Source organism: Micromonospora sp. NBRC 110009, from assembly GCF_030518795.1.
In the GTDB taxonomy this organism is placed as follows: domain Bacteria; phylum Actinomycetota; class Actinomycetes; order Mycobacteriales; family Micromonosporaceae; genus Micromonospora.
Genome location: NZ_CP130427.1, coordinates 2,766,932 through 2,789,591 on the forward strand (window position 1 = coordinate 2,766,932; position 22,660 = coordinate 2,789,591).

Below are 22,660 nucleotides of genomic sequence, written 5' to 3' on the forward strand. Positions count from 1 at the left end.
CTAGCGTCTTCCGCATGACGATGACTTCGATTTCCCGCTCCCAGATCTACGTCCTCGACCAGGACGAGGCCCTCGACTTCTACGTTGGCAAGCTCGGCCTGGAGATCAACACCGATCAGGACCTCGGCTTCATGCGCTGGCTCACGGTCAACGTGCCCGGCGATCCGGAGCACGAGATCCTGCTGGAGAAGCCGGGCCCGCCGGCGCTCGACCCGGCCACCGCGGAGCGGGTCCGCGAGCTGCTGACCAAGGGCGCGATGGGCGGCTGGCTCTGCCTCACCACCGACGACGCCCACAAGGCGTACGAGGAGCTGGTGGCCAAGGGCGTGGACATCACCGACGAGCCGACGGAGCGGCCGTACGGGATCGACTTCGGGATCCGCGACCCGTTCGGCAACCGGATCCGCGTCGGCCAGATGCACCCCCGGGCCTGAGGGGGCCGACCGGTGACCGAGGTGATCGCGGTGCGTCCGGTGGACGAGGTGCGGACGGTCCGCGCGCTGCTCGCCGGCGGCGTCGTCGCCGGCCCGCTCTGGGTGGCGCTCGCGCTGGCCCAGGGGCTGGCCCGGCAGGGCTTCGACTTCCGCCGGCACCCGGTGAGCGTGCTCAGCAACGGTGACCTGGGCTGGCTCCAGATCGGAAACTTCGTCCTGGCCGGGCTGCTCTGCGTCGGGGCAGCCTGGGCGCTGCGGCGCGTTCCCCACCTCGGCCTCGGCCCGGTCGGCGGCCCCTGGCTGCTCGGTCAGTACGGCGTCGGCCTGGTGCTGTCGGGGATCTTCGTCGCCGACCCGCTCGACGGCTTCCCGGCCGGCACGCCGCGCGGCGCGGGCGCGGTGAGCTGGCACGGCCTGGGGCACTTCGGCGCCGGGGCGGTGGCCTTCGCGGCGCTCATCGCGGCCTGTCTGCTCGCCGCGCGCCGGCTCGCCCGGCGTGGCGAGCGGGGCTGGGCGGCGTACAGCGGGGCGACCGGCGTGTTCTTCGCTGCGGCCTGGCTGGCGATGATCGGCAGCGGTGGCCGGCCGGCGACCATGCTCCTGTTCGGGCTGGCGGTGGTGGCCGGCTGGGCGTGGCTCTCGGCCACCCTGCTGCGGGCCCGGCGGGAGGCGTTCGGCTGACCGGCGGGGCAGCCACGATCGGGAGACGGGAGCTAGGCTCGCGTCTCCCGATCATGGTGAGGTGACGAGTGGCGACTCGACTGCTCTACCTGGTCCGGCACGGTGAGCAGGACCGGGCGGAGGACGGCGGGGACACCGGCCTCTCCGCCCGGGGGCGGCGGCAGGCGGAGTTGCTCGCGGAGCGCCTGCGGGGGACGCCCTTCGCCGCCGTCCACCACGGCCCGGCGCGCCGGGCCGTCGAGACCGCCGAGCTGGTCGCCGCCGCCCTGCCGGGCGTCCCCGTACACCGCTCGGAGAGCGTCGGGGACCACCTGCCGCACGACACCGACCCGGCCGGCCTGCCCGAGCGGTACGCGGCCTTCCTCGCCGGCTTCACCGAGCGGGAGCGGGCCGACGGGCCGGGACGCACGGCGGAGGCCGTGGCGCGGTTGGCGACGGCGCCGGCGGAGGGTGACGTTCGCGAGCTGGTGGTCACCCACAACTTCCTGGTCGCCTGGTTCGTCCGCCACGCGCTGGAGGCCCCGGAGCGCCGTTGGCTCGGGCTCAACCACCACAACTGCGGGCTGACGGTGATTCGGTACAGCTCGGCCGCCCCGCCGAACCTGATCACCGTCAACGACGTGGCCCACCTGCCGCCGGAGTTGCGCGCCACCGGCCTCCCGCCGGACTACCGGATCTGACCCCCGGCCGCGCGGCGCGTCACTCGGTGGCGCGGGTCAGCAGGTCGACCACCGCGGCGGTGCCGGCGGGCGGGGTGGCCTCCGGCGGGCAGTCCACGTAGCCGGTGGTGATCGGGCCGACGGTGAGCTGGTAGGTGAAGGCGTCCGCGCACATGGTCGTCGAGGTGGCGGTCGCCTCGGCCGCGAGGCGCGGATCGGCGGTGAGCCGCCGCAGCCGGTCGAGGTCCGCGGCGTCGAGTTGACCGGTACGCGCGGTGCCGGCCCGGTCCACCCTGGTCCACCGCCCGTCCGGCCGCACCGTGATGGTGTCGGTCAACCCGGCGATGCCGCCGGACTTCGTCAGCACCACCTCGACGCCCGGCCGGCCCGCGGTGCCGCCGCCCTCGGTGGGTGTGGCGGAGGCGGATGGCGGCGCCGTCACGGCGGGGCCATCCGCGGCGGGTTCGCCGGTCCGGGCGCAGGCGCTGACGGGGAGGAGAAGCGCGGCGAGCAGGGCTGCGGCGGCGGGGGTCGATCTCATGTCGGTCGGACGCACAACGGGTCAACTCGGTTCCATTCACCTGGGCCGCCTCGGCCGAACGGCCAGTGTCTCCGGCAGGAAAGCGCTCGCCCTCTTCCTCATTCTTCGAAGTATGGCTATATCTACATGCGTGACTACCCGCGTCACACCTCACCCTGTCAGGAGGGCACGTGAAGAGAACCCTCGCCGCCGTCAGCGCAGCTCTGCTCACCAGTGGCGTGCTGACCTGCGTCACCACCGCGGCGCACGCGGCAACCCCCAGCGCCCCCGGCCCGGAAACCTCCGCCGCAGCACGGGCGGACAGCCTGCTCCGCGCCAACCCCGGTGCCGTTCAGGGTGCCAGCGGGGAGGCCTACCAGGCCGTCCGCACGAAGGTCGACCCCTCCGGGGCCGCGCACACCCGGTACACCCGGACCTACCACGGCCTGCGCGTCTACGGCGGTGACTTCGTCATCCACACCGCCCCGAACGGCACCATGACCGGCACGTCCTCCGGCCTGGCCGCGCCGCTCAGCCTGAGCACCACCGCGAAGGTCGGCTCGGCCGCCGCGAAGTCGAGCGCGCGCAAGGCGTTCTCCGGCACGCTCAGCTCGGTGGGCAGCCCGGAGCTCTTCGTCGACGCCAGCTCCGGCCGGGGCCGGCTGGCCTGGGAGACCGTCGCCTCCGGCTGGCAGGCCGACCGGCAGACACCGTCCAAGCTGCACGTCATCACCGACGCGACCACCGGCACGGTGCTCGGCTCGTACGACGAGATCGAGGCGGTCGTCGGGACCGGCAACAGCATCTACTCCGGCACGGTCAGCATCGACACCACGCTCTCCGGCAGCACCTACCAGATGGTCGACCCGTCGCACGGCAACGGCCGTACCTGCGACATGAACAACGGCACGTCGACCTGCACCAGCTTCACCGACGCCGACAACACCTGGGGCACCGGGGCGAACTCCAACCGGCAGTCGGCCGGGGTGGACGCCCACTTCGGTGCCGCGAAGACGTTCGACTACTACAAGAACGTGCACGCCCGCAACGGCATCTTCGGCAACGGCACCGGCGTGCCGAGCCGGGTGCACTACGGCAGCAACTACGTCAACGCCTTCTGGGACGGCTCCCAGATGACCTACGGCGACGGTTCCGGCAACTCCCGGCCGCTGGTCGCGCTCGACGTGGCCGGCCACGAGATGAGCCACGGCGTCACCGAGAACGTCGTCCCCGGCGGCCTGACCTACTCCGGCGAGTCCGGCGGCCTCAACGAGGCCACCAGCGACATCTTCGGCTCGATGGTCGAGTTCTACGCCAACACCACCGCCGACCCGGGTGACTACCAGATCGGCGAAAAGATCAACATCAACGGCAACGGCACCCCGCTGCGCTACATGTACAACCCGTCGCTGGACGGCTCGTCCGACTCCTGCTGGTCGACCAGCACCAAGAACAAGGACGTGCACTACTCGTCCGGCGTGGCGAACCACTTCTACTTCGACCTGGCCGAGGGCACCGGCTCCACCGCGTACGGCACCTCGCCGGTCTGCGGCTCGGCGCCGGCGGTGACCGGCATCGGCCGCGCCAAGGCGGAGAAGATCTGGTTCCGGGCGCTCGACGTGTACTTCACCTCGAACACCTCGTACGTCAACACCACCACCCCGTCGAACACGTCCCGGGCGTACAGCCTCCGGGCGGCGACCGACCTGTACGGCAACTGCTCCACCGAGTACCGGACCGTCCAGGCGGCGTGGACCGCGGTGAACGTGGCCGGCAGCGACGCCCCCTGCGGCTCGACCGGCAACGACTTCTCCGTCTCGCTCTCGCCGACCGCCGGCTCGGTGACCGCGGGCGGCGCCGTCTCCACCACCGTCGCCACCGCCACCACCAGCGGGACCGCGCAGACCGTGACGTTCTCCGCGTCCGGCCTGCCGACCGGCGCCACCGCGTCGTTCGACCCGTCCTCGGTGACCTCGGGCGGCTCGTCCACGCTGACCATCAGCACCACGGCGAGCACCCCGGCCGGCACCTACACGGTGACCGTCACCGGCAGCGGCTCGGTCAGCCACTCGGCGACGTACTCGCTGACCGTGAACGGCGGCGGCGGTGGTTGCACCGGTGCCGGGCAGAAGCTGGGCAACCCCGGGTTCGAGTCCGGTAACACGGTCTGGTCGTCGACCTCCGGGGTGATCGGCCAGTACGGCTCCTCCGGTCAGCCGCCCCGCACCGGCACCTGGAACGCCTGGCTGGACGGCTACGGCTTCACCCACACCGACACCCTGTCGCAGGCGGTGAGCCTGCCGGCCGGCTGCACGTCCTACACGTTCAGCTTCTGGCTGCACATCGACACGTCGGAGAGCACCACCAGCACCGCCTACGACCGGCTCACCGTGCAGGTGCTCAACTCCTCCGGGTCGGTGCTGGCCACCCTGGCCACCTACTCCAACCTGAACAAGGCCGCCGGCTACAGCCAGAAGTCCTTCTCCCTGGCCGCCTACGCCGGACAGACCGTCACCCTGAAGTTCACCGGCACCGAGGACATCTCACTGCAGACGTCCTTCGTCATCGACGACACCGCGGTGAACGTCTCCTGACCTAGCCGCCCGAACCCCGGGGCCCGGCGGCCACCCCACGCGGGTGGTCACCGGGCCCCGCCGTTATGGTCGGCCGGACCGGCGGCGCGAGGGGGAGACATGTCTGACGCGGAGCTCACCGTCACGGTGGCCGGCCCGGTGGCGACCGTGGTGATCCGGAACCCGGCCCGCCGTAACGCGATGACCACCGCCATGTGGCGGCAACTCCCGGTGCTGCTCGACGGGCTGGAGGCCGATCCCGCCGTGCACGCGCTGGTGCTCACCGGCGCCGACGGCACGTTCTGCGCCGGCGCCGACCTCGGCGACCTGGACGAGCTGCTGGAGGCCGGGGACGGCAGCATCGCGGTCGCCGCCGAGGAGCGGCTGGCCGCCTTCGCCAAGCCCACCGTGGCCGCCGTCCGGGGCGCCTGCGTGGGCGGCGGGTGCCAGCTCGCCGTCGCCTGTGACCTGCGGCTGGCCGCCGGAGACGCGCGGTTCGGGGTACCCCCGGCGCGGCTCGGGCTGGTCTACCCGGCGCCGACCACCCGCCGGCTGGCCCGGCTGGTCGGGCCGTCCGCAGCCAAGCACCTGCTCTTCACCAGCGAGCTGGTGGACGCCGAGCGGGCGCTGCGGATCGGCCTGGTCGACGAGGTGCTGCCGGCCGACGCGCTGGACGCCCGGGTGGCGGCCGTGACGGCAGCCATCGCCGAGCGCTCCCGGCTCACCCTGGCAGCGGCCAAGGAGATCATCGACGGCCGCGCCGACGACGACCGGATCGACTGGTGGCACGGGCAGGTCCGGGCCAGCGGCGAGGCGCGCGAGGGGGTGGCGGCGGCCAACGAGCGCCGGCCGCCCCGCTTCGGTTGGGCGCCGCCCGCCGGTCATTGACCGGTTTTTGACAGCCTTCCTCCGATGGGTACGTCGGAGCCCTCGGCGGGGAAGGGGGCCCAGGTGGACGGTCGGAACGAAGGCCTGCGGCACCGGATCCGGCGTGGCCGCCGCCGATTCCTGCTCGGTGTGTTCGGCACGCTCCTTCTCTTCGCCGCGCTGTCCCTCCTGGTCGGTTTGCTGGCCACCAGCGATGCGTCCACTGTCGTCTTCCGGGACGGTCAGCCGCCCGCGTGGGCCGAGACGACCGGCATCGTCCTGGCGATCCTCGGCTTGCTCGTGGAGGTAGTCGCCCTCGTGTGGGCCGTGCGGAGCGGACGCTACCGGGCTGGCCGGAAGTCGGCGCTCTGGGCAGTGAGCTGGCGCCGCCGGCGTGAGCTCTCCCGCCAGGTGCGGCGCGACGTCGTGCGCACCGAGGCGGAGTTGCCTCTCCTGCGGCACACCGGCCGGCAGATGGCCGGGCAGCGGTGGCTGGTCGTGCTCTTCGCCGGTCTGGTGACGATGCAGCTCGGGCAGGCGCTGATCCGCTACACACCGGCCTCGCTGATGCTCTTCGTCGCGCCAGCGGTGCTGTTCGTGCTCGCAGCGTGGCAGCTCCTCCGGGACGCGCGGCGGGGCGATGCGTTCCTGCGGGCTCACCCCGACCTGCGGGACGCCTCCGGATCGGACACCTCGGCCCGGGACGCCCAGGAGAGGAGTTCATCGACCGGCCACTGGTCGTAGACGCAGTCGCCGTACTTCGCGGCGAGCACCCGGCCGTCGGGCTGCCCCGGGACGAGTTCCCGCTGCTGGCCGAGACCGCGCGGGCGGCCCGTACGGTCGGGCCGGACGACGAGTTGGGCGGTGGGCTCGACCTCCTGCTGTGCGCCTGGCCAGGCAGCTCGACTGAGGACGGTTTCCCGGAGACCGGCGGGCGCCGCGCCGGAGGCGTACCCCCGACGCGGCCCCCTGTGCCCGCCGGCCGGCCCGTCACCGCCCGGCCAGCGCGGCCCAGCTCGGCGTCACCGGCTCGCGCCGCAGCGGCATGCCCGCCTCGGCCGGCGTCCGGTCGCCCTTACGCTGGTTGCACGGGTAGCAGGCGGCGGTGGTGTTCTTCCAGGTGTTCCGGCCGCCCCGCGAGCGGGGCAGGATGTGGTCGACGGTGCTGGCCGGGGCATCGCAGTACGCGCAGCGCCGGCCGTCCCGGCGCAGCACCCCGGCCCGCGACCAGGCCGGCCCGGCGCTGAACCGCCAGCGGGTGACCACGTACCGGACGAGGCGGACCACCCGCGGCATCGGGAACACCCCGATCACCTGGTCCGGCTCGGCCTCGTGGATCTCGGCGACCCGCCGGCAGAGCATCCGGATCGCGTGCTGGACGGTGACCCGGTGCAGCGGGCCGAGGTCGGCGTTGATGACGAGGACGGCGTCCACCGGGCTCTCCCTTCACGATCGGTGGTACGGCAGCAAAAAGCCGCCCGGTCCACGGGACCGGGCGGCGACGACGCGGACGCGGGTACGCGTCAGTCGGGCCTCCCGGCACGGGGACCTTCGGCTCGGCAACCATCGACGGGCAGCATTGGCGACACGCACGTGAGGTGCGACAACGACATGGCGTGCTCCCGACCGGCTGGTTGACCTTGCGCGGATCACGGTAGGCGCGGGCCCCGCGGGAGGGCAACGCATTTCGATACCCTCCCGCCCGCGCCGCCCAGCCGTGAGAAGGGAACCCTTCTCTACCGGAGCCGTTAAGAAGGGGCCCTTCCTTACTGCCGGGCGAGGAGGCCGCGCGGGCGGACCGAGCGGACCGGCTCGGCGGCCGCGCCCTCGGCCCGCAGGATGTGGTTGGCGGCGAGGATGCCGGTCGCCGCCGACCGCTCCATCAGCGCGCTCGGGAACTCCGTGCGGATCCCGTCGCCGGCCAGGTAGAGGCCGTCGGCGTCGGTGCGTACGCCGGGCCGTCCGGCGTGGCTGCCCGGGGTGAACGCCGGCGCCCGGGCCTCCACCCGGGCCCGCAACTCAAGGACCCGCAGCCGGGCCGCCTCCGGCCAGAGGGCGGCCAGCTCGACCCGCATCCGCTCGGCCAGTTCCTCCGCCGGCACGCCCGGCTCGCAGGCGTACGCGTGCAGCTCCACCACCGAGCCACCGCTGCGTTCCGCCCAGTGGCGCGACTCCCGCTCCAGCCGGTGGTAGAGGGTCACCGAGTCCAGGGTGGGCTGGCGGGACACCCCGCTGAACACGGCCCGGCCCGGGTCGACGTCCCCGTCCATCCAGTACCGCGCCACCGCGTAGGGCGGACCGGGGGTGCCGAACGCGGGCATCCGCGCCACCAGCCGCGGCGCCGCGGCGAGCAGGCCGGGGGAGGCGCCGACCAGCGCGGCGAGCGCCGGCGGGTCGACCGCGAGCACCAGGTGCCGGGCCTCGTGGGCCGCCCCGTCGGCGGTGGTCACCCGCCAGCCGTCCGGCGCCCGGTCCAGCCGGGCGGCGACGGCGCCGGTGCGCACCCGGCCGCCGTGCTGCTCGACGTGCCGGGCCAGCGGCGCCCAGATCGCCGTGGCGTAGTCCTCGTCCGGGGCGTCGAAGGCGAGCCCTTCCGGGTTGCCGAGCAGGTAGAAGTGGAACTGGGCGAGCAGCTCGGCGGCCGACATCTCCGCCTCGTGGTTGAAGAACGAGTGGGAGAAGACCTCGAAGAGCATCGCCCGGGCCCGGTCCGGCAGCCGCAGCGAGGTGAGCAGCTCGTCGGCGGTCCGCCCGTCGAATTCGGCGTAGGTGCGCGTCGGGTGGTAGCTGAGCAGCGGCAGCGCGGCGTCCCGGTCCATCGCGCGCAGGTCGGCCAGGCGCAGGCTCGGGCTGCGCAGCAGCAGGGCGAGCAGGTTGGCCGGCGGCGCGGGCGGCAGCCGGCCGAACTCCTCGGTCGGCCACCGGGCCGACAGGATCGGGTAGCCGGGGACCGGCTTGAGGAAGCCCAGCCGGGGATCGATCCGGCGGAGGATCGACCGCCAGTTGTAGTACTGCCGGAAGAACGCGTGGAAGCCGTGCTCGACGCGCTGCGGGCTGCCGTCCGGCAGCTCCTCCGGCCAGGCGCCGAGCCGGCCGCCCAGGGTGGGCGCGGCCTCCAGCACGGTCACCGCCACCCCGCGCTCGGCCAGCACCACCGCCGCCGACATGCCGGCGATGCCGCCGCCGACCACCACCGCCCGCACCGGGCGCGGCACGCGGGGGGCGCCACCGCCGCCCGGGTCGACCACGTGCTCGCGTACGCCGATGAGCCGGCCGACCACCCGCGACAGCGCCATGTGCACCTTCCCGGCCGTGGAGCCCCCAGTTTGCCGGCTCAGCCCTCCGGGGACAGCAGGCAGCGCCGCTCCCGGTCCGAGGCGGGCCAGACGTACTCCAGGTCGGGCGGGACGTTGCCGAACCGGGGGCCGTAGTGCGCCGGGTCCTTGCGCAGCAGGGACGAGCGGTGGCTGCGGTGCAGGTCCTCCCGGCCCAGCCAGGGCGGCAGCTCGGCGGCCTCGGCCAGCTCGGCCTGGGTGCGGACGACGTCGATGCCGCAGGCGCTGGCGAGATCGGTGGTCATGGTCGCCGCGCAGGTGTCCGCCCGGCCCGGCTCGCACCACACCGCGCACACGTCCAGCCCGTACCGGGTCAGCGCCTCCTCGTACCCGGCCCACATCTTCACCGCCGGGTGGTTGCGCCAGCCGTAGTCCGGCCGGGTCAACCCGCGCAGCACCTGGATGGTCTCCACCCGCTGCTTGCCCAGCCGCTTCTGGTCCAGCGCCCGGGCGCTCGCCAGGAAGTCCGGGTACGGGAGGAACGTCTGCATGGCGCTGCTCTACCCGTACTCGGGGCCACCATTCCTTCATGATCTAGGGGCTGCGCGTACGGCGATCGACTGACTACGATCCGGGGATGGCCGAGCCCCTGCGCGACCGCGCGCGCCGCGCGACCGGCTGGCGGCTCCGGATGAACGGGGAGAACCGTCCGCACTACGTGGTCTGCGGCTCGGACCCGCTGGCGTACTGGGTGGTCCGGTCGCTGCTGGCCACCGAGTCACCCACCGGGCGGGTCCGGATCACCCTGGTCCTGCCGGAGCGCCGCCGCTCCGACGGGCCGGACGGCCGGGACCTCGACGGCGTCCAGGTGGTCCTCGCCGACCGGCTCGACGAGACCGCCTTCCGCCGGGCCGGGCTGGCCGGCGCGGACGGGCTGGCCCTGCTGCACCAGGACGACGTGGGCAACATGCACGCCGCGCTCTGCGCGCAGGAGGTGGAGCCCCGGCTGCGGCTGGTGGTCCGCATGTTCAACACCAGCCTCGCCAACGGCCTGCGGCAGCTCTTCCCCGACTCGGCGGTGCTCTCCGACGCCTCGATGGCCGCCCCCGCCTTCGTCGCCGCCGCGCTGGGCGAGCTGGCCCCCACCCATTTCCGGCACGCCGGCCGCACCCTCTACGCGGCCCGCCGGGCCGACGTACGCCCGCAGGACGTGCTCTGCGGGCTGGCCGTCACCACCGACCCGCGGCTGGTCCGGGTGCTGCCCGCCGACGAGGCGTCGGCGGACGTGGTGCTGGCCGAGGCGACCGGGCAGCCGCCCGGCACCGAGCTGGCCGCCCGCCGGCTGGTCCGGGCCCGGCGGCGTCGGGAGCCGGTGGTGGTGCTGCTCCGGGCGATCCGTAGCTTCGCCACCCGCAAGATCGGCATCGCGGTGCTGGTGCTGCTGGCCGTGATCGCCGTCCTTGGCTGGCTGAACGCCCGCGCGTCGAACCTGAACTGGTCCGAGGCGCTCTACCTCACCCTGGTCACCACGTTGAGCGGGCAGGATCCGGACGTCAGCAAGCCGGTCGCCGCCCAGGTCATGCAGGTGGTGCTCAACCTGGCCGGGCTGGCACTGATCCCGTTGCTCACCGCCGCCGTGGTCGACGGCATCGTCAACGCCCGGCTCGCCCTGCACAACGGCCGGGTCCAGCCCGACCGCAGCGGGCACGTGGTGGTGGTCGGGCTCGGCAACATCGGCACCCGGGTGATGGCCCAGCTGCAGGACTTCGGGGTCGAGGTGGTCGCCATCGACAAGAACCCCGACGCGCGCGGCGCGGCTCTCGCCCACCGGCTCGGCGTGCCGCTGATCGTCGGGGACGCCGGGCTGGAGGAGACGCTGCGGGCGGCCTCGGTGGACACCTGCCAGGCGCTGGTGGTGGTCTCCACCGACGACGGCACCAACCTGCGCGCCGCGCTGAACGCCCGCAGCCTCGACCCTGACCTGCGGGTGGTGCTGCGCCTCTTCGACGGCGACTTCGCGGAACGGGTCCAGAAGGCGTTCGGCATCGGCATCTCGCGCAGCGTGTCGTACCTGGCCGCGCCCGCCTTCGCGGCGGCGCTGCTGGACCGCGCGGTGATCGCCACCATCCCGGTCGACCGGCACGCGCTGCTGGTCACCGAGGTGCCGGTGGCGGCCGGGTCGCCGCTGGACGGCCGCCCGCTCGCCGCGGTGGCCCGCCCCGGCGAGGTACGCCTGCTCGCGCACAGCCGGGCCGGGCAGAAGACCGACTGGTCCAGCGACCCGCGGATGGTGATCCAGGCCGGGGACCGGCTGACCGTGGTGGCCCGGCGGGCCGGGCTGAGCGCCCTGCTCCGGGAGACCACCCCGCTCTCGCCCGAGCCGACCGGGATGCCGGCGCCGCGCCAACCGGAGGAGTGAATGCGATCTAGCGCGGCCATCGTGATCGGGGCGTCGACAGCGCACGGGGGAAGAACTTCCACGGTAGTGTGGATGTCGTGGGCGCGGTCTATGAAGAGCTTCCCTTCAGCGAGTTCCTCCACCGGCCGGCGGCCGCTGCCGACCGGCTCGACAAGGTGCGGGCCCTGCGCTTGCGCCGCCGGGACGCCGGGGACCTCGCGCTGACCCGTGCTGACCAGTTGGAACGCGACGCGATCGTCGTCGACTTCACCGCCCGGCTCCTCGCCGGTCTGGTGCGCACCGAGCCGGCCGAGGTGGTTCGCCGGGTGCTGAACGAAGCTCTGCCGTGGGTGGCCTTCCTGCCCGACGAGGACGTCGACCAGTTGCTCGCCGAACTGACCACGGTTGCGCAGGGCGCGGCATCGCTGGAGAACCTGTCGCCGGTCGCGGTCCTGTTGACGCAGTGGCGGCACACCGCCGAGATCCATGCCGACCCGACGCTGCTGGAGATCGTGACCCGGGAGCCCAGCGGCGACCTGGGTCCGGTGCCGGCACCGGGCGCGGAGCGATGAGCCCGAAGCGAGGCGACCGGGCAGCCCCGCCCGCCATCGGTGGCGAGTACGAACTGCGCTACGCCGACTCGGCGGCCGCCGAAGGCTGGGAGCAGTTCGCCCGGCAGGCGGCCACGAATCTGCGGCGGGCCTACGACGTGCTGCGTGCCGACCCGAGGTCGAAGGCCAGCCCGGAACGCCATCACCGGCTCAAGGGCTCGCTGGCCACCGCCGAGTGGAAGGGCCAGACCCTGGAACGCTGGCAGTACGAGGTCACCGGCGGCGGTCGCATCTGGTACCTGATCGACGACGACCGCCGCACACTGTGGCTGACGTACGCCGGCACCGCCCATCCTCGGGAGACCGACTGATGGTGTCGTCGTCGGTGGACCGCCTCGGCGCGGCCGGCTTGCCTGTCCTTTAGGCGTCGTACGCCGCGCCGGGCCTGCCTTCGCGTACGGCGGCCTGGCGGCCGGTGATCAGCTCGATGGCGCTACCCGCCTGGCGGGTCGGTCACGACGAGGAGGACGGGCCGGCCGCCTGGAGCGGGAGTGGCGCCGCCTGCTGGTGATCGGCGACGCGGTCTGCGGGGTCACCGCCGAGGAGTACGACAGGTGGGTCGTCTGCACCCGACCAGCGCCCGAGTAGCGAGCTCAGGGCGTCCGGACGGTGTGACGGAGGGCGTACCAGCAGGCGCCGAGGGCGAGGACGCCGAAGCCGGCCAGCACGCTGGCCACCGGCAGGTTGACCGCCAGCACCAGGCAGCCGACCAGCCCGAGCGCGGCGAGCAGCTGCACCGGGATCTTCCGGTCCCGGTCGCGGCCCAGGGTGAGCGCCGAGGCGTTGGTGATCGCGTAGTAGACCAGCACCGTGCAGCTGGAGAAGCCGATCGCGCCCCGGACGCCGCCGACGGCCACCACCACGATGACCACGGCGGCCACGGCCAGTTCGGCGCGGTGCGGCACCCGGGTGCGAGGGTGCACGGCGGCCAGCGCGCCGGGCAGGTCCCGGCGGCGGGCCATCGCCAGCGTGGTCCGGCCGACCCCGGCGAGCAGGGAGAGCAGCACCCCGGTCACCGCAACGGTCGCCCCGGCCCGGACCAGCCAGGCCAGTCCGGGCAGCCCGGCGGAGCCGACCACCTCGGCCAGCGGCGCGGCGGAGCCGGCCAGCCGCTGCTCGCCCAGCACGCCGAGGGCGACCACGGCCAGCACCAGGTAGATCGCCAGCACCACGCTGAGGGCCAGCGGCACCGCGCGCGGGATCGTCCGCTCGGGGTCGCGTACCTCCTCGCCGAGGGTGGCGATCCGGGCGTACCCGGCGAAGGCGAAGAAGAGCAGGCCGGCGGCGTTCAGCACGCCCCGGAGCCCGGTGCCGGCCACCCCGTCCAGCCGGTCGAGGGTGACGTGCGGCGCGCCGGTGACCGCGACCAGGGCGAGGACGGCGAGCACGACACCGACCAGGAGCCGGGTGGCGGTGGCGGTCTTGCCGATGCCGCGCAGGTTCACCGCGGTCACCGCCACCACCGCGAGGACCGCGACGAGCCGCTCCCGCCCCGGCCACAGGTACGCCCCGATGGTCAGCGCCATCGCCGCGCAGCTCGCCGTCTTGCCGACCACGAACCCCCAGCCGGCGAGGAAACCGGCGAACGGGTGCAGGCGCTCCCGGCCGTAGACGTAGGTGCCGCCGGACTCCGGGTAGCGGGCCGCCAGCCGGGCCGAGCTGGTGGCGTTGCAGAAGGCGATGAAGCCGGCCAGGGCCAGCGCGATCAGCAGGCCGGCGCCGCCGGCCGCCGCCGCGGCGGGGGCGAAGACCACGAAGACGCCCGCGCCGAGCATCGACCCCAGACCGATGACCACCGCATCGGGTACGCCCAGCCGCCGCGTCAGATGGTCCACACCTGGACCCTAGGGGTACGAGGTGAACGGGCGGTCCACGGTGCGCAACCGCCCCGGCAACGGCAGGTCGTCCCAGGGCACCCGGTGCAGCAACCGGTCCAGCAGCAGCCCGAGCAGCAGCCCGGCGACCGAGTCGGTCAGCCAGTGCCAGCCGAGGTAGGTGGTGGTGCAGAGCACGATCAGCGGCGGCAGCACCCGGACCACGGTGACCAGCCGGGGTGGCACGGTCCGGCCGAAGGTGGCCAGCAGCGGCGCCAGGAGCAGGGCGAGCACGCCGTACCAGACGATCGCGTTGGCCACGTGCCCGGACGGGAACGACTGGGCGAAGCGCACCGGCAGCCCGTCCTGGAACAGCGGCAGCGTCTGGTCGGGCGGCAGGAACGGCTCCTTGGCGCTGGCGCTCGGGGCCGGCCGCGCGGTCCACACCTTCAGCGGCCCGATGGTCAGGTAGGTGAGCACGAACGCCACCACCGGGGGCAGGACCGGGCGGACCGAGCGGAGCCGGACCGCCACCAGCACGCCGAGCCCCGCCGCGAGGAGGGTCAGCGGGGTGCCCTGCCCCAGGAAGTTGAGGATCATCGCGGTCCACCGGGCGGCGGTCGGCCGGTGCGCGTCGGCCCAGTCGGCGACCGCCCGGTCGAGACCGAAGAGGTGGCCGGTGGCGAGCGTCACGGTCAAGCCGACCAGGGCGGCGAGCAGCAGCCCGTCGAACCACCAGCCGGCCGGCCGGACGGGCCGGAGCCGCAGCTGCTCGCGTACCCCTCTGGTCTCCCGCACGCGACCACGCTACCGGCCGTCGGCGGCGCCGGACCGGCGCGGGCGTCGGCGGCTGTGTGCCGGTTCACGAAGGGAGGCGCTCGGCCAGGGGAGCGGTCACACTTGGGGCCGTGCGGATCACCTCGGCCCTCATCGACCCGGCGCTGCTCGACCTTCCCTGGTCGACCCCGCTGGAGGAGTGGCCTGCCCAGCACCTGGTCGCGCTGCCGCAGGGCATCTCGCGGCACATCGTGCGCTTCGTCCGCCTCGGCGACCACGTGTACGCGGTGAAGGAGACCGGCGAGCGGGTCGCCGAGCGGGAGTACGACCTGCTCCGGGCGCTGGAGCGGATCGACTTCCCGTCGGTCGAGGCGGTCGCGATCGTGGCCGACCGGCAGAGCGAGGACGGCGAGCCGCTGGACCCGGTGCTGATCACCCGGCACCTCCAGTTCTCGCTGCCCTACCGGGCGCTCTTTTCCCGGACGCTGCGCCCGGAGACGATGAACCGGCTGCTCGACGCGCTGGCGGTGCTGCTGGTCCGGATGCACCTCACCGGCTTCTTCTGGGGCGACTGCTCGCTGTCCAACACGCTGTTCCGCCGGGACGCGGGGGCGTTCGCCGCCTACCTGGTCGACGCCGAGACGGGGGCGCTGCGCAGCTCGCTCTCCAACGGCCAGCGCGGCGAGGACCTGGAGATCGCCCGGGTCAACATCTTCGGCGAGGCGCTGGACCTGCAGGCCGCCGGGCTGCTGCACGAGTCGATCGACCCGGAGGTGGTCTGCGAGGAGGTCGTGCAGCGGTACGAGCGGCTCTGGCACGAGATCACCTACGAGCAGCAGGTCGAGCGGGCGGCCCGGCACGACATCGAGGGCCGGATCCGGCGCCTCAACGAACTCGGCTTCGACGTCGCCGAGGTGGCCCTGTCGACGGTCGACAACGGGCGGTACCTGGTCCGGCCCAAGGTGGTCGATGCCGGCTACCACACCCGCCGGCTGCTCCGGCTCACCGGCCTGGATGCCGAGGAGAACCAGGCCCGCAAACTCCTCAACGACCTGGACGCGTACCGGGTGGAGAGCGACCTGACCGACGAGCAGCAGGCCGCGCACCGCTGGCTGACCGAGGTGTTCGAGCCGGTGGTCCGGGCGGTGCCCGCGCACCTGCGGCGCAAGCTGGAGCCGCAGGAGCTTTTCGCGCAGATCATCGAGCACAAGTGGCTGCTCTCCGAGCGGGCCGGCCGGGACGTCGGGATGCGCCACGCGGTGCAGTCGTTCCTGTCGGACGTGCTGGTGCACCGCCCCGACGAGCAGGCCGTCCTCGGTGTCGAGGTGCCCACCGCCTGAGTCCCCGCCGCGTGGGTGGACCAGCGGTCACTCCACCCAGGCGCCGGCGCGCATCACCCGGACCACGTTGAGGTCGTCGTCGAGCAGCACCAGGTCGGCGCGGAGGCCGGTCTGGAGCGCACCCACCTGGCCGCCCAGGCCGATCGCGCGGGCCGGGGTGGTGGCGACCATCCGGCAGGCGTCGGGCAGGGCGACGCCGGCGTTGACGGCGTGCCGTAGGGCGGCGTCCATGGTCAGGGTGCTGCCGGCGATCGCGCCGTCGCGGCTGAGCCGGGCCACCCCGTCGGCCACGGTGACCGCCTGGCCGCCCAGCTCGTACTCGCCGTCGGGCATGCCGGCGGCGGCCATCGCGTCGGTGATCAGCGCGGCCCGGTCCGGGCCGGCGACCGAGGTGGCGAAGCCCAGCATGCCGTCGTGCAGGTGTACCCCGTCGGCGACCAGCTCGCAGATCACGTTGGGGGCGTCGAGCAGGGCCACCACCGGGCCGGGCTCCCGGTGGTGCACCGGGCGCATCCCGTTGAACAGGTGGGTGCCGACGCTCGCCCCGGCTGCCACGGCGGCCCGGGTCTGCTCCCAGGTGGCGTCGGTGTGCCCGACCGCCGCCACCACGCCGTGCGAGACGAGCAGCTTGATCGCCTCCAGCGCGCCGTCCCGCTCCGGGGCCAGGGTGACCATCCGGACCGCCCCGCCGCCCCGCTCGATCAGCTCGGCCAGCTCCTCGGTGGACGGGTCGCGGAGGAACTCCGGGTTCTGCGCGCCGCAGCGGTCCGCCGACAGGTACGGCCCCTCGAAGTGGACCCCGGCCAGGACGCCGGACTCGACCAGCGGCCGGAAGGCGGCGGTGGCGTCGCGCATCAGCGCGAAGGGGGAGCTGACCAGGCTGGCCAGCAGCGTGGTGGTGCCGTGTCCGAGGTGGAACGCGGCGGCCTGCCGGGCCGACTCCGCGTCGCCGGTGGTGAAGGTGTGCCCGCCCCCGCCGTGGGTGTGCATGTCCACGAAGCCCGGCACGATCCAGTGCCCGTCGCGCACCGACGGGTACTCCGCCACCGCGCTGATCCGATCCGCCCTGATCTCCACGCAGCCCTGCCGGATCACGCCGGTCGGGGTCACCACCTTGCCGGTCACGCGCCGGGTCATCGGCTCTCCTCATTCAGGGTGTCCAGGGCGAGCAGGGCGGCGCCGAGGCAGCCGGCCTCGTCGCCGAGGGCCGCCGCGACCAGGCGCGGCTCCCGGTGGAAGGTCAGTCGTTCGCGCAGTGCCGCGCGCAGCGGGTCGAGCAGCCGGGCGCCGGCCTGGGCGAGTCCGCCGCCGAGCACGATGGTCTCCACGTCGAAGAGCGCCTGGCCGGTGGCGAGGCCGTCGGCGAGCGCCTCGACCGCCTCGCGCCAGACCCGGCCGGCCAGTGGCTCGCCGGCCGCCGCCCGCTCCGCCACGTCGGCCGCCGTGGCCGGTTCGCCGGCCAGCTCGGCGTAGCGGCGGCCGATGGCGGCTGCCGAGGCCATCGCCTCCAGGCAGCCGGGGCGGCCGCAGCCGCAGCGCGGGCCGTCGGGGCGGACCAGGATGTGGCCGATCTCGCCGGCGGCGCCGTGCGCGCCGGCGGCGGCCGAGCCGTGGACCACGTGGGCGGCGGCGATGCCGGTGCCGATCGCGACGAAGAGCACGTGGTCGGCGTCCCGCCCGGCGCCGAGCCGGGCCTCCGCGAGGCCGCCCACCCGCACGTCGTGGCCGAGCGCCGTCGGCAGGCCGAGCCGCGCCCGCGCCAGGTCCCGAAGCGGTACGTCCCGAAAGCCCACGTTCGCCGACCAGACCGCCACTCCGCGGGCCTCGTCGACGACCCCGGGCACGGCGATCCCGCAGGCGACCGGGGTCAGCTCGGCGGCGCGGGCCTTGCCGGCGAGCCCCTCGGCGACGTCCAGGATGGTGCCGACCACCGCCTCCGGCCCGCGCGCCGCCTCGGTGGCGTGCCGTTCGGCGTGCACGGTGCGGCCGTCCGGGCGCACCAGGGCGCATTTCATCCCGGTGCCGCCCACGTCCAGCGCGACGACGACCTCGCCGCCTGGCGTCACGCGAGCACCACGGAGCGGGTCAGGTGCCGGGGCGCGTCCGGGTCGAGGCCGCGGCTGGTGGCCAGCGCGACGGCGAACCGCTGGGCGAGGATCAGGTCGGCCATCGGGTCGACCGGGGTGCGCCCGGCCGCCCAGCTGGTCAGCACCGTGTGGCAGCCGTGCGTACGGCTGTGCACGAAGGTGGCGCCAGTGGCGGCGACGTCCTCGGGCAGCCCGTCGGGGATCCCGCCGAAGGCCCAGACGAGCCGGCCCGGGGCGCCGATCGAGATCGGACCGTGCCGGTAGTCCATCGCCGGGTACGCCTCGGCCCAGAAGGTGGCCGCCTCGCGGCATTTCAGCGCGGCCTCCTGGGCCAGCCCGACCGTCCAGCCGCGGCCGAGGAAGGTGACCTGCTCGATCCCGGCCGGGTCGACCGGTAGCGGGGCGCGGACGGCGACCTCGGCGTCGGCGGCCAGCCGGCCCAGGTCCTCGCCGAGGTGGGCGCGAAGCAGCGCCAGGGCGGTGGTGGCGAAGCGGGTCTGCACGACCGCGCGCTCGTCGGCGAAGGGCATGGTCACCGCGGTGTCGGCCAGCTCGACGGCCGGGGAGGCGGGGTCGCCGACCAGGACCGTGGTGGGGACCTGGCCGCGCAGCGCGCCGAGCAGTTCCAGCACCTCGGTGGTGGTTCCGGAGCGGGTGATGGCGATGAGCCGGTCGTAGCGGCGCCCGGTGGGGAACTCGCTGGCCTGGAAGGCGTCGGTCTCGCCGTGTCCGGCCCGCTCGCGCAGCCCGGCGTACGCCATGGCCATGAACCACGACGTGCCGCACCCGACGACGGCGACCCGCTCGCCCGGGCGCGGCAGGCGGTCGGCGACGGCCGGGGCGAGCCGGGCCGCCTCCCGCCAGCAGTCGGGCTGGCTCGCGATCTCCGCGTGCACGTACGCCATGACAACTCCTCGCCAGGGGAGACCTTGCGCAATACGGCGCGATATGGCCGCCTTTCGCGCGTCATTCTGCGCGAACCCGGGTGGGCGTGGCAACCGCCTCCCAGATCGCGCAGGTCAGGGTTTTGCGCCCTGGTAGTTTCGCGCACTACTGTGCACGCAATCAATCACCCTTCGTGCAGAGTCAGTGGAGGCCCCGCGGTGGACCGCTACGCCCGATGGAACGCGCTGCTCGAGATGCTGACCGACAACGGACGGGTCAGCGTCGAGGAGGCGGCCGAGCGCCTGGACGTCTCCCAGGCGACCATCCGGCGTGACTTCGACCAGCTCGCGCAGCAGCAGATGATCACGCGCACCCGGGGTGGGGCGGTCGCCAACGGCGTCTCGTACGACCTGCCGCTGCGCTACAAGACCGCCAAGCACTCGGCCGAGAAGCAGCGGATCGGGGCGGCCGCCGCCGCGCTGGTCTCCCCGGGCACCGTGGTCGGCCTCAACGGCGGCACCACCAGCACCGAGGTGGCCCGGGCCCTGGCCGTCCGGCCGGACCTGAACACCAGCGCCGAGGGTGCCCAGCTCACCGTGGTCACCAACGCCCTGAACATCGCCAACGAGCTGCTGGTCCGCTCGCGGATGAAGGTGGTGGTGGCCGGCGGGGTGGTCCGGCCCAAGTCGTTCGAGCTGGTCGGCCCCCTGGGCGGGGCGCTGCTGCGCGAGGTGACCCTGGATGTCGCCCTGCTCGGCGTGGACGCTATCGACCCGCAGCTCGGCGCCGCCGCCCACCACGAGGGTGAGGCGGCGATGAACAGCCTGATGGTGGCGCGGGCCAAGCGGGTCGTGGTGATCGCCGACTCGTCCAAGCTGGGCGGTCACGCCTTCGCCCGGATCTGCCCGGTGGACCGGGTGGAGACGCTGGTGACGGACTCCGGCGCGTCCCCCACCGTGGTGCAGGCGTTCCGGGACGCCGGCGTGCACGTCGTCTGCGCCTGACGGCGTCGCTCTCCGCGCGTCGTACGCGAATCCGGAAGAATCCCGATGCATACCCGGTATTGTCTCCGTCTGCATACCGCGTATGGTGTCCGCTGACACCTACTCATCGGGGGAGGTCAGCTTGACGGCTGTCCTGGAGATCGAGGGTCTCCGTAAGACGTACCGGAGCCGGAAACGCGGGACACGCCACGCGCTCGACGGCTTCGACATGCGGGTCGAGGCCGGGCAGGTGCACGGCTTCCTCGGCCCGAACGGCTCGGGCAAGACCACCACGCTGCGGACGCTGCTCGGCCTGATCCGGCCCAACGGCGGGCGGATGGCCATCCTGGGCCAGGAGCTGCCGCAGGCGCTGCCGGCGGTCGCCGGTCAGGTCGGTGCCATCGTGGAGAGCCCGCAGTTCTTCCCGCACTTCTCCGCCCGCGACACCCTCGGCCTGCTCGCGCAGGCCGGCGAGCTGCCCCGGCAGCGGGTCGACGAGGTGCTGGAGCTGGTCGGGCTGCGCGACCGGGCCGGTGAGCGGGTGAAGACCTACTCGCTCGGCATGAAGCAGCGGCTCGCCGTCGCCTCCGCGCTGCTGAAGAACCCGAAGCTGCTGATCCTGGACGAGCCCGCCAACGGCCTCGACCCGGGCGGCATCCGGGAGATGCGGACGCTGATGCGGGACCTGGCCGCCGCCGGAATGACCGTGGTGCTGTCCAGCCACATCCTCGGCGAGATCCAGCTCATCTGCGACGAGGTCACCATCATCTCGCTCGGCCGGCGGGTCGCCTTCGGGCCGGTCGAGCAGGTGCTCGCCGCGCACTCGCAGGGCGCGGTCCGGGTCCGCCTGGAGGCGGCCACCGACCTGCCCCACGCCGCCGACGTCCTGACCCGGGCCGGGATCCGGGTCGCCGCCGAGCCGGACCACCTGATGCTCTCCGGGGTGGACAAGCCGGCCACGGTCAGCCGACTCCTCGCCGAGCAGGGCCTCTACGTCAGCGAGCTGACGCCGGTCGCCGTCGACCTGGAGAGCGTCTTCCTCGAACTGACCGCCACCGCGCCGGTTCCCGGGCAGCACCGGCAGGTCGACCAGTCCGCGAAGGTCGGTGAGCCGGGCAACGGCACCGGAGGAGGTTGGGGCGCATGAGCTTGTACGTCACCGAGCTGCGCCGGCTGGCCAAGCGCCGGCTCACCCGGCTGCTGCTGGTCCTGCTGGTGCTCGGGCTGGCCGGGGTGGCCACCGCGTTCAGCCTCTCCAGTCACAAGCTGTCGACGGAGGCCGTCGCGGCGGCGCAGGCGGAGTCCGACGCCCAGTACCGCCAGGCGGTGGAGGACTGGAAGCGGACCGTGGCCGAGTGCGACGCCGCCCAGGCCCGCGGCGATCACGGCCTCGAGGACCGGTACGGACCGAACTGCGGCCGGGACTGGCAGCCGCAGCCGGAGATGTTCGATCCGAAGTGGAACCTGCCCTACCAGTTCGACTTCCGGGGCGAGTTCCCGATGTTCATCGCCGTCTTCGCCGGCGCGCTGGCGCTCTTCGCGTTCATCGTCGGCGCCTCCTTCGTCGGGGCGGAATGGAGCACCGGCGGCATGATGAACCTGCTGCTCTGGCGGCCCAAACGGCTCGCCGTGCTGGGCACCAAGCTGGCCGCGCTGCTCACCACCCTGCTCGGGGCGAGCCTGGTGCTCGGCGCGTTCTGGACCCTGGCCTTCTGGCTCGTCGGCAGCTACCGGGGGACCACCGCCAAGGTGACCGCCGGGGTGTGGCGGTCGTTCGGCCTCGACGGTCTGCGGGCGGTCGGCATCATCCTGGCCGTCGGGGCGGTCGCCTTCGCGCTCGCCTCGCTCGGCCGGCACACCGCGATGGCGCTGGGCGCCGCCGTGGCGGTCTTCGCGATCAGCGAGATCGGCATCCGGATCGCGGTCGGCGTGCTCTCCGTCCCGTTCGGCGAGAAGTACGTCCTCTCCACGTACGCCCAGGCGTGGTTCATGAAGAAGGTGCAGCTGCTCGACTATCAGTCGTGCCAGTTCACGAAGGGCCAGTGTGAGCCGGCCGAGCTGCTGCTCACCTGGCAGGATTCCGCGCTGGTGCTCGGTCTGGGGGGTGCGCTGGTGCTGGTCGCGGCCTTCTGGGCGATGCGCCGGCGGGACATCGCCTGACCGTCCGGCGCGGTCGCCCGCGCCACCGACCGGTCCGGACACGCGTCCGATGCGGCCGGGGCGGACCCTGGTTACGCTGGGGTCCCCCCGGCCGGTTGTTTCCGCGCCGGTCGTCCGCCCTCCCGAGGAGCGCCATGCCCGCCGACGCCTCCGCGGCCGCCACCGACCGCCCCGAGCCGTCCGGGCCCGCCGAGACCACCCGTCGGGAGTCCGGCGTCACGGTCCCCCCGCCCCGGTCGGCTCCCGCCGTCGAGGCCGCTCCCGGTCCGCTCGGGACGGTCGACGAAGCCGCCGCGCCTGCCGAGGACGGCGGGCCGGGTGAGCTGACCGAACGGGACCGGGGGATCCTCGCCTTCGAGCAGCAGTGGTGGAAGCACGCCGGCGCCAAGGAGCAGGCGATCCGGGACACCTTCGGGCTCTCCGCGACCCGCTACTACCAGCTGCTCAACGCGCTGCTCGACCACCCGGCCGCGCTGGCCGCCGAGCCGGTGCTGATCGGCCGGCTGCGCCGGCTGCGCTCGTCCCGGGCCCGCAACCGCCGACGTTGAGCCGTCTCATTTCTCCTGCGCCGCCTGTTCCAGGCGCTACCGTGCACG

At 73.9% G+C, this 22,660-nt stretch carries 23 protein-coding genes; 14 read left to right on the forward strand and 9 right to left on the reverse strand.

Annotation, left to right across the window (positions count from 1 at the left end):
- Window positions 1-14: 14 nt before the first annotated feature.
- The 3 genes from Q2K19_RS13230 to Q2K19_RS13240 all read left to right on the forward strand — a co-directional run bounded on the left by Q2K19_RS13230 (window position 15) and on the right by Q2K19_RS13240 (window position 1,795).
- Window positions 15-434 (forward strand): VOC family protein, encoded by a 420-nt coding sequence (locus Q2K19_RS13230; RefSeq protein ID WP_302771080.1) that lies wholly within the window; start codon window positions 15-17, stop codon window positions 432-434.
- 12 nt (window positions 435-446) lie between these two features.
- A complete protein-coding gene (locus tag Q2K19_RS13235; protein ID WP_302771081.1) occupies window positions 447-1,115 on the forward strand; it encodes a DUF998 domain-containing protein in 669 nt (222 codons plus the stop codon).
- A 68-nt stretch (window positions 1,116-1,183) separates the two neighbouring features.
- Window positions 1,184-1,795 (forward strand): histidine phosphatase family protein, encoded by a 612-nt coding sequence (locus tag Q2K19_RS13240; RefSeq protein ID WP_302771082.1) that lies wholly within the window; start codon window positions 1,184-1,186, stop codon window positions 1,793-1,795.
- Between the two features lie 19 nt (window positions 1,796-1,814).
- Here the strand turns inward: Q2K19_RS13240 and Q2K19_RS13245 are convergent, their stop codons facing one another.
- Window positions 1,815-2,315, reverse strand: a complete 501-nt coding sequence (locus tag Q2K19_RS13245; protein ID WP_302771083.1) for a hypothetical protein — start codon at window positions 2,313-2,315, stop codon at window positions 1,815-1,817.
- 170 nt (window positions 2,316-2,485) lie between these two features.
- On the opposite strand from Q2K19_RS13245, the gene Q2K19_RS13250 reads away from it, so the two are divergent.
- The 3 genes from Q2K19_RS13250 (at window position 2,486) to Q2K19_RS13260 (ending at window position 6,478) form a co-directional block, all read left to right on the forward strand.
- A complete protein-coding gene (locus tag Q2K19_RS13250; protein ID WP_302771085.1) occupies window positions 2,486-4,888 on the forward strand; it encodes a M4 family metallopeptidase in 2,403 nt (800 codons plus the stop codon).
- 99 nt (window positions 4,889-4,987) lie between these two features.
- Window positions 4,988-5,755: an enoyl-CoA hydratase/isomerase family protein gene (locus Q2K19_RS13255; protein ID WP_302771087.1), complete on the forward strand. Its 768-nt coding sequence runs from the start codon at window positions 4,988-4,990 to the stop codon at window positions 5,753-5,755.
- Window positions 5,756-5,818: 63 nt separating this feature from the next.
- Window positions 5,819-6,478 (forward strand): hypothetical protein, encoded by a 660-nt coding sequence (locus Q2K19_RS13260; RefSeq protein ID WP_302771088.1) that lies wholly within the window; start codon window positions 5,819-5,821, stop codon window positions 6,476-6,478.
- A gap of 246 nt (window positions 6,479-6,724) precedes the next feature.
- Here Q2K19_RS13260 and Q2K19_RS13265 read toward each other — a convergent pair whose 3' ends face one another.
- The 3 genes from Q2K19_RS13265 to Q2K19_RS13275 all read right to left on the reverse strand — a co-directional run bounded on the left by Q2K19_RS13265 (window position 6,725) and on the right by Q2K19_RS13275 (window position 9,560).
- Window positions 6,725-7,168 (reverse strand): HNH endonuclease, encoded by a 444-nt coding sequence (locus tag Q2K19_RS13265; protein ID WP_302771090.1) that lies wholly within the window; start codon window positions 7,166-7,168, stop codon window positions 6,725-6,727.
- 332 nt (window positions 7,169-7,500) lie between these two features.
- A complete protein-coding gene (locus Q2K19_RS13270; RefSeq protein ID WP_302771092.1) occupies window positions 7,501-9,030 on the reverse strand; it encodes an FAD-dependent oxidoreductase in 1,530 nt (509 codons plus the stop codon).
- Between the two features lie 38 nt (window positions 9,031-9,068).
- On the reverse strand, window positions 9,069-9,560 hold the full coding sequence (locus Q2K19_RS13275) for an MSMEG_6728 family protein (RefSeq protein ID WP_302771093.1): 492 nt from the start codon (window positions 9,558-9,560) through the stop codon (window positions 9,069-9,071).
- Window positions 9,561-9,646: 86 nt separating this feature from the next.
- On the opposite strand from Q2K19_RS13275, the gene Q2K19_RS13280 reads away from it, so the two are divergent.
- The 3 genes from Q2K19_RS13280 (at window position 9,647) to Q2K19_RS13290 (ending at window position 12,329) form a co-directional block, all read left to right on the forward strand.
- Window positions 9,647-11,428, forward strand: coding sequence for an NAD-binding protein (locus Q2K19_RS13280; protein ID WP_302771094.1), 1,782 nt, complete (start codon window positions 9,647-9,649; stop codon window positions 11,426-11,428).
- 77 nt (window positions 11,429-11,505) lie between these two features.
- Window positions 11,506-11,979 carry a hypothetical protein gene (locus tag Q2K19_RS13285; RefSeq protein ID WP_302771096.1) on the forward strand — a complete coding sequence of 158 codons (474 nt, stop codon included), beginning with the start codon at window positions 11,506-11,508 and terminating at the stop codon, window positions 11,977-11,979.
- Window positions 11,976-12,329: a hypothetical protein gene (locus tag Q2K19_RS13290; RefSeq protein WP_302771097.1), complete on the forward strand. Its 354-nt coding sequence runs from the start codon at window positions 11,976-11,978 to the stop codon at window positions 12,327-12,329. Before Q2K19_RS13285 ends, Q2K19_RS13290 begins: the two co-directional genes overlap by 4 nt.
- Window positions 12,330-12,611: 282 nt before the next feature.
- Here Q2K19_RS13290 and Q2K19_RS13295 read toward each other — a convergent pair whose 3' ends face one another.
- The gene (locus Q2K19_RS13295; RefSeq protein WP_302771099.1) at window positions 12,612-13,853 is read right to left on the reverse strand and encodes an APC family permease; all 1,242 of its coding nucleotides are present in this window, start codon (window positions 13,851-13,853) and stop codon (window positions 12,612-12,614) included.
- Window positions 13,854-13,862: 9 nt separating this feature from the next.
- On the reverse strand, window positions 13,863-14,600 hold the full coding sequence (locus Q2K19_RS13300; protein WP_302772464.1) for a phosphatase PAP2 family protein: 738 nt from the start codon (window positions 14,598-14,600) through the stop codon (window positions 13,863-13,865).
- Between the two features lie 86 nt (window positions 14,601-14,686).
- Between Q2K19_RS13300 and Q2K19_RS13305 the strand changes: the two genes are divergently transcribed.
- Window positions 14,687-15,949 carry a DUF4032 domain-containing protein gene (locus Q2K19_RS13305; RefSeq protein ID WP_446839661.1) on the forward strand — a complete coding sequence of 421 codons (1,263 nt, stop codon included), beginning with the start codon at window positions 14,687-14,689 and terminating at the stop codon, window positions 15,947-15,949.
- 27 nt (window positions 15,950-15,976) lie between these two features.
- On the opposite strand, the gene nagA is transcribed toward Q2K19_RS13305, so the two are convergent.
- From nagA to Q2K19_RS13320, 3 genes are read right to left on the reverse strand one after another with little or no spacing between them, the layout of a single operon-like run.
- Window positions 15,977-17,086, reverse strand: a complete 1,110-nt coding sequence (gene nagA / locus Q2K19_RS13310; RefSeq protein ID WP_302771102.1) for an N-acetylglucosamine-6-phosphate deacetylase — start codon at window positions 17,084-17,086, stop codon at window positions 15,977-15,979.
- The gene (locus tag Q2K19_RS13315; RefSeq protein WP_302772466.1) at window positions 17,083-17,964 is read right to left on the reverse strand and encodes an ROK family protein; all 882 of its coding nucleotides are present in this window, start codon (window positions 17,962-17,964) and stop codon (window positions 17,083-17,085) included. The genes nagA and Q2K19_RS13315 overlap by 4 nt, the downstream gene beginning before the upstream one ends.
- A 47-nt stretch (window positions 17,965-18,011) precedes the next feature.
- On the reverse strand, window positions 18,012-18,941 hold the full coding sequence (locus tag Q2K19_RS13320; RefSeq protein ID WP_302771103.1) for an SIS domain-containing protein: 930 nt from the start codon (window positions 18,939-18,941) through the stop codon (window positions 18,012-18,014).
- Window positions 18,942-19,139: 198 nt separating this feature from the next.
- Here Q2K19_RS13320 and Q2K19_RS13325 point away from each other — a divergent pair, with 198 nt between their 5' ends.
- From Q2K19_RS13325 to Q2K19_RS13340, 4 genes are all read left to right on the forward strand, one after another.
- Window positions 19,140-19,925, forward strand: coding sequence for a DeoR/GlpR family DNA-binding transcription regulator (locus Q2K19_RS13325; protein WP_302771104.1), 786 nt, complete (start codon window positions 19,140-19,142; stop codon window positions 19,923-19,925).
- A 208-nt stretch (window positions 19,926-20,133) separates the two neighbouring features.
- On the forward strand, window positions 20,134-21,051 hold the full coding sequence (locus Q2K19_RS13330) for an ATP-binding cassette domain-containing protein (RefSeq protein ID WP_302772468.1): 918 nt from the start codon (window positions 20,134-20,136) through the stop codon (window positions 21,049-21,051).
- Window positions 21,048-22,064 carry an ABC transporter permease subunit gene (locus tag Q2K19_RS13335; protein ID WP_302771105.1) on the forward strand — a complete coding sequence of 339 codons (1,017 nt, stop codon included), beginning with the start codon at window positions 21,048-21,050 and terminating at the stop codon, window positions 22,062-22,064. The genes Q2K19_RS13330 and Q2K19_RS13335 overlap by 4 nt, the downstream gene beginning before the upstream one ends.
- Before the next feature lie 134 nt (window positions 22,065-22,198).
- On the forward strand, window positions 22,199-22,612 hold the full coding sequence (locus tag Q2K19_RS13340; protein WP_302771106.1) for a DUF3263 domain-containing protein: 414 nt from the start codon (window positions 22,199-22,201) through the stop codon (window positions 22,610-22,612).
- The last annotated feature ends 48 nt before the right edge of the window (window positions 22,613-22,660 follow it).